Source organism: Pseudomonas sp. AC169 (assembly GCF_979258515.1).
In genome coordinates this window covers 4,032,648-4,048,736 of the sequence record NZ_OZ409866.1, presented here as the reverse complement: position 1 = coordinate 4,048,736, position 16,089 = coordinate 4,032,648, and the positions used below count along the sequence as shown (strand labels likewise).

General features: G+C 59.2%; 21 protein-coding genes and 1 pseudogene. 1 reads left to right on the top strand and 21 read right to left on the bottom strand.

The window, feature by feature from the left end:
* Positions 1-344 precede the first annotated feature (344 nt).
* Positions 345-1,463 carry an LOG family protein gene (locus ACZZ0G_RS18180; RefSeq protein ID WP_463557037.1) on the top strand — a complete coding sequence of 373 codons (1,119 nt, stop codon included), beginning with the start codon at positions 345-347 and terminating at the stop codon, positions 1,461-1,463.
* 55 nt (positions 1,464-1,518) lie between these two features.
* Here ACZZ0G_RS18180 and recX read toward each other — a convergent pair whose 3' ends face one another.
* The 21 genes and pseudogenes from recX to ACZZ0G_RS18075 form a co-directional block, all read right to left on the bottom strand.
* The gene (gene recX, locus ACZZ0G_RS18175) at positions 1,519-1,989 is read right to left on the bottom strand and encodes a recombination regulator RecX (protein ID WP_463557036.1); all 471 of its coding nucleotides are present in this window, start codon (positions 1,987-1,989) and stop codon (positions 1,519-1,521) included.
* An 8-nt stretch (positions 1,990-1,997) separates the two neighbouring features.
* Positions 1,998-3,053, bottom strand: a complete 1,056-nt coding sequence (recA, locus tag ACZZ0G_RS18170; RefSeq protein ID WP_007908746.1) for a recombinase RecA — start codon at positions 3,051-3,053, stop codon at positions 1,998-2,000.
* A gap of 83 nt (positions 3,054-3,136) precedes the next feature.
* Positions 3,137-3,637: a CinA family protein gene (locus ACZZ0G_RS18165; protein WP_463557035.1), complete on the bottom strand. Its 501-nt coding sequence runs from the start codon at positions 3,635-3,637 to the stop codon at positions 3,137-3,139.
* Positions 3,638-3,704: 67 nt separating this feature from the next.
* Positions 3,705-4,223 (bottom strand): lysis system i-spanin subunit Rz, encoded by a 519-nt coding sequence (locus ACZZ0G_RS18160; RefSeq protein ID WP_463557034.1) that lies wholly within the window; start codon positions 4,221-4,223, stop codon positions 3,705-3,707.
* Positions 4,202-4,768, bottom strand: coding sequence for a glycoside hydrolase family 19 protein (locus tag ACZZ0G_RS18155; protein WP_463557033.1), 567 nt, complete (start codon positions 4,766-4,768; stop codon positions 4,202-4,204). The genes ACZZ0G_RS18160 and ACZZ0G_RS18155 overlap by 22 nt, the downstream gene beginning before the upstream one ends.
* Before the next feature lie 36 nt (positions 4,769-4,804).
* Positions 4,805-5,023, bottom strand: coding sequence for a hypothetical protein (locus ACZZ0G_RS18150; protein ID WP_463557032.1), 219 nt, complete (start codon positions 5,021-5,023; stop codon positions 4,805-4,807).
* Between the two features lie 10 nt (positions 5,024-5,033).
* Positions 5,034-6,236, bottom strand: a complete 1,203-nt coding sequence (locus ACZZ0G_RS18145) for a carbohydrate binding domain-containing protein (protein ID WP_463557031.1) — start codon at positions 6,234-6,236, stop codon at positions 5,034-5,036.
* Between the two features lie 32 nt (positions 6,237-6,268).
* Positions 6,269-6,700: a phage tail assembly chaperone gene (locus ACZZ0G_RS18140; protein ID WP_463557030.1), complete on the bottom strand. Its 432-nt coding sequence runs from the start codon at positions 6,698-6,700 to the stop codon at positions 6,269-6,271.
* A 2-nt stretch (positions 6,701-6,702) separates the two neighbouring features.
* Complete coding sequence (locus tag ACZZ0G_RS18135) at positions 6,703-6,960, bottom strand: gp53-like domain-containing protein (protein ID WP_463558868.1); 258 nt, start codon at positions 6,958-6,960, stop codon at positions 6,703-6,705.
* 264 nt (positions 6,961-7,224) lie between these two features.
* Positions 7,225-7,440, bottom strand: a pseudogene (locus tag ACZZ0G_RS18130) (hypothetical protein); the annotation flags it as partial.
* A gap of 37 nt (positions 7,441-7,477) precedes the next feature.
* Entirely contained in the window at positions 7,478-7,945 is a 468-nt protein-coding gene (locus ACZZ0G_RS18125; protein WP_463557029.1) for a phage tail assembly chaperone, read from the bottom strand.
* On the bottom strand, positions 7,945-8,871 hold the full coding sequence (locus ACZZ0G_RS18120; RefSeq protein WP_463557028.1) for a glycine-rich domain-containing protein: 927 nt from the start codon (positions 8,869-8,871) through the stop codon (positions 7,945-7,947). Before ACZZ0G_RS18120 ends, ACZZ0G_RS18125 begins: the two co-directional genes overlap by 1 nt.
* 22 nt (positions 8,872-8,893) lie before the next feature.
* Positions 8,894-9,460 (bottom strand): tail fiber assembly protein, encoded by a 567-nt coding sequence (locus ACZZ0G_RS18115; protein ID WP_463557027.1) that lies wholly within the window; start codon positions 9,458-9,460, stop codon positions 8,894-8,896.
* Positions 9,461-9,468: 8 nt separating this feature from the next.
* Positions 9,469-10,560, bottom strand: coding sequence for a phage tail protein (locus ACZZ0G_RS18110; RefSeq protein ID WP_463557026.1), 1,092 nt, complete (start codon positions 10,558-10,560; stop codon positions 9,469-9,471).
* A gap of 138 nt (positions 10,561-10,698) precedes the next feature.
* A complete protein-coding gene (locus ACZZ0G_RS18105; protein ID WP_463557025.1) occupies positions 10,699-11,214 on the bottom strand; it encodes a phage tail protein in 516 nt (171 codons plus the stop codon).
* Positions 11,211-12,362 (bottom strand): phage tail protein, encoded by a 1,152-nt coding sequence (locus tag ACZZ0G_RS18100; protein WP_463557024.1) that lies wholly within the window; start codon positions 12,360-12,362, stop codon positions 11,211-11,213. The genes ACZZ0G_RS18105 and ACZZ0G_RS18100 overlap by 4 nt, the downstream gene beginning before the upstream one ends.
* A 13-nt stretch (positions 12,363-12,375) precedes the next feature.
* The gene (locus ACZZ0G_RS18095; RefSeq protein WP_016985041.1) at positions 12,376-12,975 is read right to left on the bottom strand and encodes a YmfQ family protein; all 600 of its coding nucleotides are present in this window, start codon (positions 12,973-12,975) and stop codon (positions 12,376-12,378) included.
* Positions 12,963-14,006, bottom strand: a complete 1,044-nt coding sequence (locus tag ACZZ0G_RS18090; RefSeq protein ID WP_463557023.1) for a baseplate J/gp47 family protein — start codon at positions 14,004-14,006, stop codon at positions 12,963-12,965. Before ACZZ0G_RS18090 ends, ACZZ0G_RS18095 begins: the two co-directional genes overlap by 13 nt.
* On the bottom strand, positions 13,996-14,394 hold the full coding sequence (locus ACZZ0G_RS18085) for a phage GP46 family protein (RefSeq protein WP_003222234.1): 399 nt from the start codon (positions 14,392-14,394) through the stop codon (positions 13,996-13,998). The genes ACZZ0G_RS18090 and ACZZ0G_RS18085 overlap by 11 nt, the downstream gene beginning before the upstream one ends.
* Positions 14,394-14,903 (bottom strand): phage baseplate assembly protein V, encoded by a 510-nt coding sequence (locus tag ACZZ0G_RS18080; RefSeq protein WP_463557022.1) that lies wholly within the window; start codon positions 14,901-14,903, stop codon positions 14,394-14,396. The genes ACZZ0G_RS18085 and ACZZ0G_RS18080 overlap by 1 nt, the downstream gene beginning before the upstream one ends.
* 141 nt (positions 14,904-15,044) lie before the next feature.
* On the bottom strand, positions 15,045-16,088 hold the full coding sequence (locus tag ACZZ0G_RS18075) for a phage baseplate assembly protein (protein WP_150706104.1): 1,044 nt from the start codon (positions 16,086-16,088) through the stop codon (positions 15,045-15,047).
* Position 16,089 lies beyond the last annotated feature (1 nt).

Genomic DNA, 16,089 nt, shown 5'->3' with positions numbered 1-16,089 from the left:
CGCCTCCTTGCCACCCGCAAATCCTTGAATCGCGTGCACCTGGCGTACGGTGGTTGACGAAAAGCTGTCGTACGGCGCCTGTAAGTTAGTTAATCAGAGGGATCGCCACTCGGCGCACGTTCGGACGAGCGGTGAAGCAACGCGGGAAAATCAATAAACGATTGCCAGCCAAAACTCTACGGCGCAATGATCAAGTCAGCGCAAATGCGCGCCAGGGTCTAAATTCAGTGTATTCCCGGTCTTTTTTCAACGGCAGGCAAGGAACTGCCGATCGTGTGTTTTTTGCAGCGCGGCACTGACGCCGCTCGTCAGGGCCATCCGCTCTGTGCAGAAGGAGACGTTGAATGCCTTACCAACCGAATGACCTCTTGAGCCGTCATTTTCAGGAAAGCGGTCCCGACCTCATCATCAAGGTCGAAGAACAACTCAACCGAATTTCCCCCAATAGCCCGAATATTCCCATCTACCGCGACATGATCCTGACCGTGCTGCGCATGGCCCAGGAAGACCATAACCGCTGGAACGCCAAGATCACCCTGCAAGCCCTGCGTGAACTGGAGCAGGCGTTCCGGGTGCTGGAGCAATTCAAGGGCCGACGCAAAGTCACGGTGTTTGGCTCTGCGCGCACGCCGGTCGAACATCCCTTGTACGCCATGGCCCGTGAGCTCGGCGCAGCACTGACGCGCTCGGACATGATGGTCATCACCGGCGCCGGGGGCGGCATCATGGCCGCTGCACACGAAGGTGCCGGCCGCGATCACAGCCTCGGCTTCAACATCACCCTGCCATTCGAACAACATGCCAATCCGACCGTCGATGGCACCGGCAATCTGCTGCCGTTCCACTTCTTTTTTACTCGCAAGTTATTCTTCGTCAAAGAGGCTGACGCACTGGTTTTATGCCCGGGCGGCTTCGGCACACTGGATGAAGCGCTGGAAGTACTGACGCTGATCCAGACCGGTAAAAGTCCGTTGGTGCCGGTGGTGCTGCTCGACGCGCCGGGTGGCACGTTCTGGCAAGGCGCGATGGACTTCATTCGCCAGCAACTGGAGGACAACCGTTACATCCTGCCCACCGACATGAAACTGATGCGCCTGGTTTACAGCGTCGAAGAGGCGGTGGAACAGATCAATCAGTTCTACAGCAACTTCCACTCCAGCCGCTGGCTCAAGCGTCAGTTTGTGATTCGCATGCATCACAAGCTCAGCGATCAGGCGCTGGCCCAAATGCAGGAAGCGTTCGCCGATCTGTGCCTGAGCGACCAGTTTCATCAACACACCTACAGCGGCGAGGAACACGACGAAGCGCAATTCAGCCATCTAGCGCGACTCGCCTTCGCCTTCAACGCGCGCACTCATGGCCGCCTGCGGGAGCTGATCGACTACATCAACCTGCCGGAAAACTGGGCGGATTCCAAACCGCAAACGGCGCAACGCGGCCGCGAACCGTCAAAGGTAATCTGAAGGCAAAAAAAAACGGCCCGCTATTTTCATAGCGGGCCGTTTTTATTGAATCGGATTAATCGTCCATGCCTCGACCGCTGAACAAGCGGTTGATCATCTCCATCGAAAACCCTCGATACGCGAGGAACCGACCTTGCTTGGCCCGTTCTTTTGAATCAATCGGTAAATGTCCGGAGAACTTCCTGCGCCAGGTTTCCTGAAGTTGTTCCTGCCAACTGATACCGCTTTCGCGCAGGGCGAGTTCGATATCGGCGCGTTGCAAACCGCGCTGGCTCAGCTCTTCGCGAATCCGCAGAGGGCCATAGCCGGAACGGGCACGGTAGGAAACAAAGCTTTCAAGGTAACGGGCTTCGGAAAGCAGCCCCTCTTCCGTCAAACGGTCGAGGGCTGTTTCGATCATCTCCGCCTCAGCGCCGCGTTGACGCAGCTTGCGCGTCAGCTCGACTCGACCATGCTCGCGACGTGCGAGCAGGTCCATGGCGGTTCGCCGCACAGCGACGAGGGTATCGAGTACGGCGGTGGTCATCGCTGCAATCAGATATCAGCGTCGGCCAGGTCGTCTTCAGTCTCTTTGACTGCAGAGGCCTTGGAGTCGATCACCGCAGGAGTCAGCAGCTTGTCACGCAGTTGCTTCTCGAGCTTCGCGGCGATTTCCGGGTTGTCTGCCAGGAACTTGGCCGAGTTGGCCTTGCCCTGACCGATCTTGGTGCCTTCGTAGGCATACCAGGCGCCGGACTTCTCGACGAAACCGTGCAGCACGCCCAAGTCGATCATCTCGCCGTTGAGGTAGATGCCTTTGCCGTAAAGAATCTGGAACTCGGCCTGACGGAACGGCGAAGCGACCTTGTTCTTCACAACCTTGACGCGGGTTTCGCTACCAACCACTTCGTCGCCTTCCTTCACCGCGCCGGTACGGCGGATGTCGAGACGAACCGAGGCGTAGAACTTCAGCGCGTTACCACCGGTGGTGGTTTCCGGGCTACCGAACATCACGCCGATCTTCATACGGATCTGGTTGATGAAGATCACCAGACAGTTGGCATTTTTGATGTTACCGGTGATTTTACGCAGCGCCTGGGACATCAGACGGGCTTGCAGGCCCACGTGCATGTCGCCCATTTCGCCTTCGATTTCGGCCTTCGGTACCAGTGCAGCCACGGAGTCGACGATGATCACGTCAACGGCGTTGGAGCGCACCAGCATGTCGGTGATTTCCAGGGCCTGTTCACCGGTGTCCGGCTGGGACACCAGCAGGTCGTCGACGTTGACGCCCAGCTTGCCGGCGTACTCAGGGTCGAGGGCGTGTTCGGCGTCGACGAATGCGCAGGTCGCGCCGGCTTTTTGAGCCTGGGCGATCACGGACAAGGTCAGTGTGGTTTTACCGGAAGATTCAGGACCGTAGATTTCAACGATACGGCCTTTTGGCAGGCCGCCGATGCCGAGTGCGATGTCCAGACCCAGAGAGCCAGTCGAGATAGCCGGGATCGCCTGACGGTCCTGATCGCCCATACGCATCACGGCACCCTTGCCGAATTGACGTTCGATCTGACCCAGGGCCGCAGCCAAGGCTTTCTTCTTGTTGTCGTCCATTAAAGTCCTCACGTAATCAATAAGGCCTGACGGCCAACACCTGTATAAGTAGCCAGTATTATTCCACAGCGTTCGCGGATCGCCTACCCCTGATTTTCGATTTCTCGTGCCGCTAGTCGCAGGAGCCCCTCTAGCGCGGCCTTCACCGTTTGTCGGCGGACTTCATCGCGGTTGCCGGGAAAGTGCTGAACCTCACTGGTTAGCGATTCACCAACGCCCCAGGCCAGCCACACCGTGCCCACCGGTTTGTTTGGCGAGCCACCGTCGGGCCCGGCCACGCCACTGACTGCCACGGCAAACCGCGCCAGGCTTTTTTCCTGCGCGCCACGCACCATCGCTTCGACCACTTCAGGACTGACTGCGCCCACCGTCTCGAACAGTTCGTGCGGGACATTCAGTTGCTGGGTTTTCTGCCGATTGGAATACGTGACGTAACCTGCTTCGAACCACGCCGAACTGCCCGGAATACGGGTGATCGCTTCTGCGATGCCGCCGCCCGTACAGGATTCAGCGGTTGTGACGTGGGCATTGAGCACTTGCAGACGTCGGCCCAGTTCAGCGGCCAGTTGAGTGATCTCTTTCACGGCATGCTCCGGATCGTGTGGAATGCCTCCACCGTACACGACCCGGTTGCGCTTTCAATACACAGACTCATTCAAAATGTTCGGGCGCGAGCGCTCTGACATACGCCTGACACGCCTGCAATGCAATCAATCCACGGTCGCCGGTGTCGGTGATGGCGACAATTCGTTGAGCATGCGCCGGGTCAAGTCGGGCGCGTACGGTTGCATGATCCACGCTGCCGGCGCCGGCGGTGGCTGGCACGTTGCAGCCTGGGGCAACGTCGCCGGCGTCGAGAAGGACTGACAGGCGCACATCAGCAGTGGCAAGACGATCGCGCAGGCGATCCTGATCACGTTGGGCATCGCTCAGCGCTCGGTAGTGGTTTTGTTCACTGGACGCGAGCCGTTGCTCCAGCGCCAGACGTTTATCCTGCTCGGCCTGTTGCGCGGTGGCGGCAGTCTGCGTCAGTTGATTAAGGGTTTCGGAGTTTAACCGGGCCTGCTCGGCCAGTTGTCGGCCATATCGCCATTCCTGAAACTGCCACGCCGCGGCAAAAGCAGCAGCGGCCAGCAACACAAGGCCAATCATTCGCCAGGGGATTGGCATAGCACCGCCCTCGCCCGCGCCCAGATTTCCAGACGATCCTGCAAGCCGTTCAACCCGCCGTTGATGCGACGGGTAATGGCGTTGAACTCGTCGCGGTCGGCCAGTGCGTTCAAACCTTTCTGCTCCCAGAACCATGCCGCGGACTCGGCGGCCCATTGCGGCTGTTCCAGCAACTCGGGCAAAGACAGCAGCCGTTCATCGCCGAACAGGCCAAGGCTGCACTGGCGGTAATTCGAACGGCCGGTAATCTGGATCAACCCGCGTCCTCGGTATTTTTGCCCGTCGCCGTCGGCTTCAGGTGTGTTGCCCAGACGCAAGGCCAACGTACCTGTGTCGTATTTGCTCAGATATTGGTTGTTGCCCAGTTCGCGCACATAGCGCAGTTGCCCGGACTCGTGTCCGACTTGCGCGAGGAACGCAGCGACGCGTTTCAGCGAGTCGATATGACGGCGCGCCATGGCACTGTTGAGCGCAGAAACAAAAACGCCCGCTTGGGTGCGGGCGTTGGGCATGATGTCGATAAGGTTGTTTTCGGTTATTTGCATAATGCTTGATCCTCCCTGGATATTGCCCCGATTGAATCACGACTGACGGCCAATACCTGTCAGCCATTTTTTTGCCAGAGTTGTCACTGAGCTGTCCGGGGCTGCTTTTTCGAGAGTTTCATTCAATGGCAGGACTTGGCCGCCAGATAACAGCCAGGCTTGATAGTCAAGCCAGTCGCGATTGGTTGCGTCCTGCGGGATAAACGAAGAATCCTCCGTGCGCAGCACTCCGCAAGTGGTTAGTTGATAAGTCATGGGGTCACTCCTAGATCTCAGCGTCTGCTGTCCATTCAATCTGCAATCCGTTACCGGGCTGGCTGTTTACAGGCGTCACAGTGCCGATCGCGAAACTACGCTGCGTTACACTTTGCACAGTGGTCCCTGTGCAAGGCACTCCCTGCGAATAGTTCCAAACCTGATTACTTGCATTTCCAGGGCAATACAGGACAACAGTAGGCTGTACTCTTTTCTGAGTCTGCATGTCTACGACCATACCGTATTGACCGGAATTTCCAGCCGCCGCCTGAGTAAACGAGACGATGCAGGTGCCCGTGCCGTTGTTTGCACGAATCGGTAAACGGTTGGCAAAAGACTTTTCGAAATAACGCTGACACAACGCCAATTCTTCGCCAGAAAGACGGTATTCGAATGGCGTGGAAACCGGTCCCTCTTCCAATTGCACCTGAGTCAGATCCACGGTTTGCAAAACGTTGAGCGGCAAATCAAAAGCCAAGCGCAAATAATCATTGGCGCCGAGCATTTTCCCCGCGATCGATGGCACCTGGAAGGTTGCGCTGTACTTGCCCCATGCAGTGCTCAATGGAAAAACATCGACAACTTTGACGACGGCTTCCGAACCACCATTGCCAAAGTACTGGCCGACCGTCACTTTCAATGAGCGTGTGGCATCGGAGCGCGCCCAAAAGGTCACGGTGGCGGTTCGTCCGGCCAGAGTCCTGACGGATTCAACGTTTTGGAGAATCTTGTGCTCGGTAGCGCCGACGCCCGCCGTGGTTTGCTGCCAACGTAAAAAATAACCCGGCTCGCCTGTCACTTCTGTCTGGCCCGGGGCAAAGTCCTGACGAGAGATGGTCACGGCAGCATTGCCATTCCAGTCGCAGCGAAAACGATCGGCGACATATCCACCGATATTCGGGCCCTGGTTGGTCGTGCCGCGCTGCCAGATATCGAACCCGCCATTGATCAGGACATTCCTGCGATACACCTGCACAGGAAACTGCTGTAGCGGATCAGGCCTGGCCAATTGACGGATCGCCTGTGCCAGTTGATCGGTCTGGTTTTCATCGGGTTTCAGACCCGCTGCGGTAATCGCGCTGAGAATTTCCTGGGTAACACTGTTGCCCCAGCTCGCGGGGATCAACGACCCCGGCGTTCCAACTATGGCATCTTCATCGACAAACTTGCCGTCGACCAAGCCTGAGCCTGGGACGTTTTTTGGGTAATCCATGCGTATCTATCCTCGATGGAAGGGCGAACCGCTCAGCCATGGGTCCGTAGCAAATCTTCAAGCCAGTCAGGTTCGACCGGGCGCGAGCGGGCATCCGGGAAGTCCGGATGACTGGGCCAGTCGCGCAGCGCCTGCCGATAGGCGAGGAGTTCTTCGAACTCCTCGGTACGCAAGGTTGTGCCCTCGCCCATTTCCAGTTCTTCGGCATCGCGAAGGACCAGCCATTGAGTACGATCCAGTGCCTTGTCGCGCCAGAACCTTTCTGTGGCATCGGTGGTTTGTCCGGCCAATACCACCCGCTCTGGACGCCCTTTAGCATTTAGCGAAAGAACTGTTCCTGCTGGAGCATTAGAGACCAGCGCGCAATACTCGCCCTCGCTCAACTCGAACGCATCTGCGGGGATATTCGCACCGTGTAGATCGGGATGATAAAAGCCAGAAGTTTGCGGAGAAAAATAATACATATTCAGTACCCTATTCCGATTACGCGAGCAGCAATGGAACCTGTCGGATAATCAGGACAGCGAACATTGATGCCCGCCAGCCGACTGATCGTCGCATTATTCCAGACCAGTAAAGTTGCCGATGAAGTGCCCTCATGGGTAGCGACTGCGAGAAATAATGCGTTGGGAAAAATCAATGGCCATGGATTTACATCGCCATAATTATTATTGCCTGCCTGGCTGGCACTGCCACTGATCCATTGGATGATCACCCCACCCATCCACGAAGGAAAAACAACATAACCCGAAGCCCCTAATCTCACCATGAAGCCGAGCCTGAGCTTTTTAGGGGTCACAATAGATGTGTCGCTGACACCGGCGTTAACCTCTGCCTGAGAGGCGATTTTTGCAGTTCCTACGAGGGACTCTGTCGCCTGTTGCACTTTTTTCGCAATGGCTTGAAAGACTCTTAACGGCGTCATCAATCGGGTAGTGCTGGCGCCGGATTCAGCTTCGTCCTGACTGGCAAGACTCTCGCTTTGCTTCCTCGCTATAAGCGTATCAATGGCCGCTTTTAGTTGAGTGTTATCACTTTCATCAGCGGCCGCTCCTGAGCCTTTGATGACTTCCAGAACTTCCTGCGTAACGGCATTGCCCCAACTCGCCGGAATCAAGGAACCTGGCGTTCCGGTAAGAGGGTTTTCATCAACAAACCTGCCATTCACCAAACCGGCACTGGGAATGTTTTTTGGGTAATCCATCAGTCTTCTCCATATCTTCAAAGCATCAACTACAGATTCAGCCAGAAACGCCGACCATCCATCCCGGTGCACTCGGACGGAAGACCACTCCCGGGAAATGGCTGGAATCCGGCCAGTCGCGCAGCGCTTGCCGGTACTCGAGCAATTCCAGATATTGCGCAGCCTTGAGCAAGGTTCCGCGCCCCAGTACCTGCTCATCACGATGGCGAGTGACCAGCCATTCGGTCGCTGAAAGGGATGCCTGACGCCAGCTACGTTCCGCTGCCGCAGGCGCTTGATCTGCAACAACCGGCGCCTGGAGGATCACCGCACGTTGCGGCGCGGGCAGTGGTTCGACAGCTGTCGGCAACTCACGGATCGGCGCGCCGATTTCGACCGCCTGCCCCTCCGGCACTCGCACCATCGACTCGACAAAAGACGGCGCGAACAGTTGGCTGATTGCGTAGTCACCGGTGTCGATCCGTTCAACGACCACGCCGTTTTCGATCCGTGCATAAACGGCCATTATTCGTACTCCCAGATTTCGCAGAAGGCATTGCCGCCGGCGCCGCTGACGACGGAAGCGGAAGCATTTGTCGAGCAGGAGCCGCTGCCACCGGAGCCTCGCCCGCCGGAGATGCCATTTCCATTGACGCCTACACGTGTGCCACCACCGTCAAACGGGCTGGCCGCCCCGGCGCCGGAAACGACACCCCAATTGAAGTTGTACATCGCGAACTCACCAGGGGTGCCACGAGCGTTGGCAAGACCACCGCCCGTGACGATTTGTCCGCCAGCGCCGCCCATGACGAAACCTACCGTCGTTGCTGTCACCGGGAATGAAAGGATTTGCCCGCCTGCACCGCCAGCGGCGCTCATATAAGTACCGAAGGAAGCACCGCCCCCGGTCATCCCGGTCGTATTGACTGCAGCGCCGCCCGCCCCCAAAGACACAGGTACGCCAGCCAGCATTTGCGCGGTCACGTCGTAGAGACTCTCCGCATAGGCGCCCGAACCACCGCCACCACCAATACGGTGATTATTGGCGGGGACCGGTTCACAGCCACCACCGGAACCACCCGCGCCGACCAAGCGCACACGTATGCGTTTCGCTCTGGGATGGGGTTTGTAGAGCGTGATACCGACGGATTCGAACTGCCTGACTGCCAGCAAACGTCCCACCGCATCGGTGATGCCATAGCCGGCCAACGTGGTCGGGGTATTTTTCAGTTTGGTGAAGTCGACCAGTGCGCCGATGGCCGTCGCCAACTGATCGTTTTTTGCTTCATCCGGTGTCAATCCGGCAGCCTTGATCGTGTTGAGAATTTCTTGTGTGACGCTGTTGCCCCAATCGGCCGGAATCAACGATCCCGGTGTTCCGGCGAGCGGGTTTTCATCGACGAAGCCGCCGTTGACCAGCCCCACGCCGGGAATACTTTTTGGATAATCCATTGCACTGCTCCCTGTGCCGAAATCAGTTGGCTACGACTGTGCCGGGTGTGACCGGCCAGGTAATTTCATCGGGGAAACCAGCCTGCTTTTCGATACGATTCAGCTCGACGCTGTAGAGCTTCCACTCCATCAGCAGCAGCTGTTCGTCATGGCTGGCATCGCCAATGTCTTCGGCGTACTGAAGAGGCGCGATGCGCAGGACGGCGTCGCGCAGCAACGTGTCACGTTGAGCAATAACCTTGCTCGTAACGTCCGCCAGGCGCCGGGCATCGCTCAGCACCCAAGCGTTGTCCTGCCATACATGAAACTCACCCGGGCAAGGCAAAGTGGTGAGCTCTTCAGGCAGTGCTCCCAACGCGCTCCAGGTTTGCTGCGCGCCGTTATCCTTGTGGTACACCGTGCCACGTTGATCGATCAGTTCACGGGGAACACCATTGGCCATTGCCCAAGTGCGACCGTTCTCTGCCAACGGCAATTCGTACGCCAGTTGCACAGCATTGCCAGGCAGCTGAATCCCGATGCCGGGCGTTACGGAAAACTCCACCGGCCCCACCAAAGCGCCGGCGTCATCCATCAGATAATTGAACATGTTGAGCCTCAGATAACCTTGATGCGGCCGGGATAGGCAACGTTGCGGGGACGGGATGTGAACGTGTAGAGAAGCGTGTTGGCGGCATCCTGTTGATAGTTTGTTCCAGCAGGAAAAATCGGCCCGCCATTGACCGGTTTGACATAGGTTTGCCCTTCGTGGGTCTGGCCTCCAACTGCAGCGATACTGTCCGACCAGCGCGAGCCTACTGCTCCGCCGCCGCCTGCACCCAAGGCATAGGAGTGCACCGTACCGGCCTGATTGCTGCCCATGACTCGAGCAATGTCGGCATTGCGCCCTTCGTCCAGAATTCGCAGGAATTCGCCGCGCAACTCAGGTCCACGGAAGGTCAAGGCACCATCGCCAGGCGTCCAGTTGCCCTCATTGCCGGCCCGGGTGGCTTCGGTATTCAACATTCCCGAGCGTTGGGCGTGGTCCCACAACCAAGGCCACTCGGCCCGATTCATCAGCGCGCCATTGAGCTTGCCGTAACCTCCCGGACTGAGCAGCACAGTAGTCTCGAAAAATGGCCGACCCAGTGGGGTGTCGTCGAAGCGACCTATTGGCCACCAACTGCCCGCACCGTCACTGCGCAGATGCCACCAGTCTCCACCGCCCATCAATACAAAGAAGGGATAACCACTGGGCGAAAGATGCGTATGAAAGCGGACACGGTCAGTACCGGATGCCTGGATGACCATGCGATTACCGCTGTTATCCACTCGGCGAACAATCACATCACGGATACCGAGGGCTACATCGGCTGGCGGCAGCAACAGGGTCAAGGGACCAGGGCTACCGTCAATCAACACCAGCCCGAGTTCCGCTTCGGTCAGCGTTTTCGATGCCGCCAGCCGAGTGATTACCGAGCGCATCGGGCTGGTATTACTGACAATCGACTGAATCGCCTTGAATAGTTGGTTGGTATCCGCCTCTGACGCCACCAACCCACCCCCTGTAATCACACTCAGAATTTCCTGAGTCACACTGTTGCCCCACACCGCCGGAATCAACGATCCCGGCGTACCCGCCACCGGGTTTTCATCGACGAAGCGGCCATCGACCAGGCCGACGCTGGGGACGCCTTTTGGATAATCCATAGGTTGTTCGTTCCTTTGAAATGACAAATGACCGGCGTCGACACGGCGTTTTCTGCGTGCCTGCGTGGGTCTGATTTCTGAAAATAAAAAGCCCACATTGAAGTGGGCTTAGGTGACGCTGAACGGAGGCTTTTCGGCTTAGTTGGAAAGGCCGCTGGCCAATTCGTGAATGGCCACCAAAGCTTCGTCACCAGCGCTGCGCGCCAGATCCATGTTGCCCTTGGCAGCCTGCGCGCGAATTTGCGCTTTGGCCTTCAGGCGCAGCGTACGCAGCGTCAGCAGATGGTCGGTCAGTTGATCGGCCTTGCTCAGAATCTGCTCGGCGGCCTGTTTGGCGCTGCGCCCTTTGGCAACCCACGCTGCGACCGACAGTGGCACTTCCTTTTTCGGGTAACCGGCGTCCTGATAGGCCTGAGCGTCAGCGGCGGCCTGGGCGTACTCCATGGCTTTGAGCGGGTCGCCGGCCAGTTCGATACGAGCATTGTCAGCGGCGGCATCGACTGTGTTGCACAGGCGTTCGGCTTCCTGCTGTTCCAGCTCGGCGACTCTGGCGGGATTCAGCTGCCACTTTTCACCGTCCCAATCATGAGCAACAGAAGGTTGTGCCGGGCGCAAGCCGTCCTCGAACTGATGCAGTTCTTGAATGATGATCATCGGATCAACTCCCAGGAAAAACTGATATTGACCGCTGCGGTGAAATTGACAGCGATACCCGATGCATAGTCAGACAAACCGTGACTTTTGAGCCCCATGCTGAACAGCAGCTCATCGCTTGAGGCGTTGCTGGCGCCCCAAGTGTGTTCTGTCTGGTAGCTCTGCCAAAGCGAGCGCAATTCAGCATGGTCGAAGCTGGCAGTGAGGGACGAAACAGTCGTGTCGCTCACCACGTTGCTGGAGAAAATCAATACAGGTGCATTGGCGGTTGCCCAGCCGTCCCAATTACTGGATGTTCCAATCGTCGGGTTCAAAAAACAGTAATTGCCGCCGAGCCATCCTGCGGGTGCAAACCCGACTGCACTGATAGCCGTCGGATGCGGCGTCGGATTGCCCACCACCAGCCGCGCTGCCCGCGCATGTGGATCAAGTGGCAGGTAAACCACACCATTGCCGTTGACTGTCTGTGTCCACGTCAACCGGCTCCGGTTGTAGATCGACCTGACAATCGGTACCGACCCGGGTCCGGCTGTCACCACCCACGCCAGACAGAGATCCAGAGGTGTCGACTGGAAACCGCCTCCCGCCGCCCCATTGATCGTGCCCTTCAAGCCTTCCGGTGTAGCGTCGTAGATCGTGCCGCGCTGCGTATAGAAGGTCAGCACGCCAGCAACCACTTGTGCGCGCAAAAAGTAGCCGGAATTCGGCAACAAATCAGCACTGCTCCAGGCTTGGGTCGTAAAGGTACGCGGACGACCCAACTGACCTGCCAGCACTTCCTGGCCCAAGCTGACCAGCACACCGGGCAGAATGGATAGCCGCCCGCCACTGGTGGCAAAAGCTGTCGGCGTGATCGGCAATCGCCCGTCTGCCGTAGCCACGGTAGCGGTGGGCAAGGCGCCAATCGGCAACGCCGAATCCAGATTCCAGCCCTTGGCCGTCACCGACTGAATCGCCTGCAACAACTGATCGTATTTCTTCTCGTCCGGGGTCAGCCCCCCGGCATTGATCACGTTGAGAATTTCCTGCGTAACCCCGTTACCCCAATCCGCCGGAATCAACGACCCCGGCGTCCCGGTCATCGGGTTTTCATCAACAAACTTCCCATTCACCAAACCGGCGCTGGGCACACTGTTCGGATAATCCATGGCTCATTCCTCCCTAGTCATAATTGATGTGCACCTTGGTATGCGCCGGCGCACTGCGATGGATCAGGCACTCCAGCGCCGAACCCGGGTTGACGCCAAAACGCTCGCCCCAGTAGCTCGCGCCGAAACGCCGACCGAGCAGCAAGCGCCCGCCGGTGTTGAGCGTCCACATGAACTGCGCCTCCCACGTGCCCCAATGCGCCGAGCCGAAACGCGAGCGGCCCATGCGCGGGGCTTCAAGTTCGGTGATGGTCGCGTTGGGATAGCCCTGACTCTTGGCGATTTCGAGGTAGTAGCCGACAGCCTGGCTGCCGACCGCGAGCAAGCGCCGGCGTACGGCGAGGCGACGGTCGTCGAACAGCGGCGTGGCGCCGAGGCACGGATCGGGCAGGTTCATCACTCGCTCCCAGTCGGGCACCAGTTCACTGACGCCGGCCGGGTCCATCTCGTTGAGCAGGTCGGCGGCGCGGGCATCGAGGCGGGCCAGTTCGACGGCGACGCCTTGCAGCACTTCTTCCAGTTCCGGCACGCGTTCCGGGTCCCACGCCGGGCCACTGGGCAGCAAGGCGCGCAGTTGCGCCTGATATTGCGCGGCGGTTCTTATGCCCCCCATACGCAGCCTCCGAAAGTGAGCAGTTCGCTGTCATTGGCCGTGACGTTGGCCACGGGGGCGGTCAGCACATGGTCGGTTTCACCGGCGGCGCTGCTGATCGCTTCGCGAATATGGCTAATCAGCAAATCCTCGCCGAGGTCGGCCTCGCGGTTGTGCAGGTCGCGCAGTTGGGTTTCGACGGCTGCGCGTACAGCGCTGGTGTCGGGGGTCAACTTCAGGCGATAGGTCACCGGCACCTGGATCGGCGGGCGCACATGCACTTCAGCCGTTACCGGGCGCAACGGCTCGATGTAGGCCTGCACCTCGGCCAGTTGCTCATCGTTCGGCACCGGTTGCGGGTCATCGTCTCGCATGATGTACACGCCGACGGTGCCCGGCCCGAGCAAGCCGCCACGGCACCAGGCGCGGGTCACGCCCGGCACTTCCAATGCCCAGGTCTCGTAGTCACTGGCCGAGCCGCCATGGGGTATCACGCGGTAGGAACGAATCACCCGCGAGCGCAGCGATTCGAGGCTTTCCCGTGCGACACCACCACTGAGCCCCGGCGCCAGCACCACAAAACTGCTGCCGACCACACCGGCAATCGGCTGCACCGGGGTCAGCGTCAGCCCGGCGTCGGCATTGCCGAGACTGCCGGCATCCAGCGCGGCAATTGTGGTGGTGTTGCTGCCATTGGTCGTGGTGCGTGCGGCCGTCACTTTGTAAGTGCGACCGTCGTTGGTTTGCAGCAGCGTGTCGACGTCGAGGACAGCGCCGGCGGTCGCGGTAAAGCTGACGCTGCCAGTGGCCACCTGCGCAGGTTTGCGCGGTTGGTTCAAGCGCAGCGCGGCGATGCGTTCCAGGGTCGACTCATCGGCCTTGTCCGGCAGAATCTGCTCGGCAATCCAGTCGAGATAACCGTACAGACCGTAAGCCGCGCCACCGAGGGTACGGGCCAGCACTTGCGCATCGGACTGGCGCAGCGAATCGCCGGCCAGGTCGCTTTGGGTGCGCTTGATCAGCACCGGCAGCGAAGGGGTTTCAAACGGCATAGATCACCTGCCAACTGTTATCGGGGTTGATGTCCAGACGTTCGCCGTCAGCCAGGGTCAAGACCGTGCGCAGGTTCAGACGCTGGGCGTCGAGGCGTTCGCTGATGATGTCGATGGCGCTGCAATGGCCGTCGTCGATCAGCCATTGCAAGGCTTCGCGGGCATAGAACTCGGCGTCCATCTGCGTTTGGCGGGTCAGTTTCACCCGGCGCAACAGCCACAGCCGCGAGCCGATACGATCGTCGGCGACGGTGGGAAAGCTGTCGCCCCACCAGCCAAAACGCTCTTCGTCATCGAGGGCGTCGTCATCGGCGGCGCGGCGCCAGGTGAACAGGCTGATCAGCACGGCGCGGGTCAGCGCGGCGTGGAGGTTTTGGCTGATGAGCATCACTTGCCTCCTGCCGGCGCGCCGGTCTGACCGTTGCCGGCCTGCACGCCGACATGCACGTGGTTGATCTGGCTGATGCCGCCGGCCAGCTGATCGCCGGTGGACACGATCTTGCCGGTCTGATTGATCACTGGCGTATCGAAGTTCACCGCGCTGCTGGCGCGGATGTTCAGCGTGGCGGTTTCGATGTCGATGATTCGCCCACGCTTGAAGTGAATCTTGTCGCCTTCGTCGGTGTAGATCGCCACTTCGCCCGACGCCAGCGATTGCAGGCGGTAACGGCGATCGGCAATGACTAGGGCGATGGCGTGGGAACGGTCGCCGCCGATGAACGTGACGACACCTTCGGCACCGGCCAGCGGGTGGCTGGTGAAACCGTAAGGTTCGAAGTGCTCCATGTCGTCGTTCACTTCACCGGCGGTGAGGCGCATTTGCAGCGATTGCAGCTTGGATGCCGAATTGGCGAGCACGACAGTGCCGCGCGCCAGCAGGCGTGTCAGTAGGCTCATGAATTGTCCTCAAAAGGTAGGCATCACGCGATCCACTGTGGGAGCGAGCCTGCTCGCGAATGCGGTGGGTCAGGTGATTTGATGTTGAAGCTGCCAGCGCTTTCGCGAGCAGGCTCGCTCCCACAGGGTTCGGAGTCAGGCTCAGGTTTTTTTCGGGGGCGTTGGATCAGGATCGAAGGTATGCGGCGGCGCCACTTGCAGCGTGGTCACCGAGCCCTGTGCCGACAGCGAATAAGTGACCTTGGAGATCAGCATGTCGCCATCGAACCCAAGCACCGGATCCGTGACTTTGACCAGCGTGTTGTGCCGCCAAAGATCACCGTTGGCCTGGCGCCAGCCCTGCACCCGATACGTGGTGGTCTGCGCCCGCCCCATACGGGTGGCGCACTCCCACTGGGCGCGTTGCTGGGCCAGTTCGAACGTCAGCGCGGTGCCCTCGTTGATGATCGTGGTGCGTCGACGTTTGAAGCTCAGATCGGTCGCGCTGGATTCAACCTCGCTGACTGCCGCCCCGCTCTTCTTGTCCGAACCTTTTTGCTGACCGATCACCCGGTATTCGGAGAACACCTGGCTCTGATCCATCGGCGCGTTGGCCGACAGGATATTCTTGCCCAGCTCCAGCGCATCACTGGCCCGCCCACCGCTGCCAGGTTTGGCCAGCACCAGCCGGCCCTGCTCGTCATCGGTGGAAAACACCCGCAGCAACGAGAGCAAACGGTCGATCGACTGGAATACGGTTTCACCCGGCACGATCGTGTGCTTAGTCAGCCGCGCGGTCTCGGGAATTTCATTGACCACCATCAGCCCGTACTCCATCGCCAGCGCCTGAACAATGCTCAACAGCGGTTGCTCCTGCCACTGGTTCGGCTGGTTTCTGGCGGCGCAATCGACCAGATCCTGGGTCTTGGAACTGCCCTCGATGCTCAGGCTGATCTGCCGTCCGTCATAGCTGATCGGGGCCTTGAACACGTAGCCGGTGAGCACCAGGTCCTGGCCGATTTTCACTTCGCAGGGGTCACCCGGCTTGATCCGCTGGTCCACCGTCTGCCCCGGCCACTGCCAGGTGATGTCGAGTTTGAAGGTGCGGAACTGGCGCTCCAGATCGGCAGTGATTTCCACGCTTTTCCAGCCGCCGTATTCCATGTTGTTGACGGTCAATGTGACGCGGTTATCCATCTCGCTCATG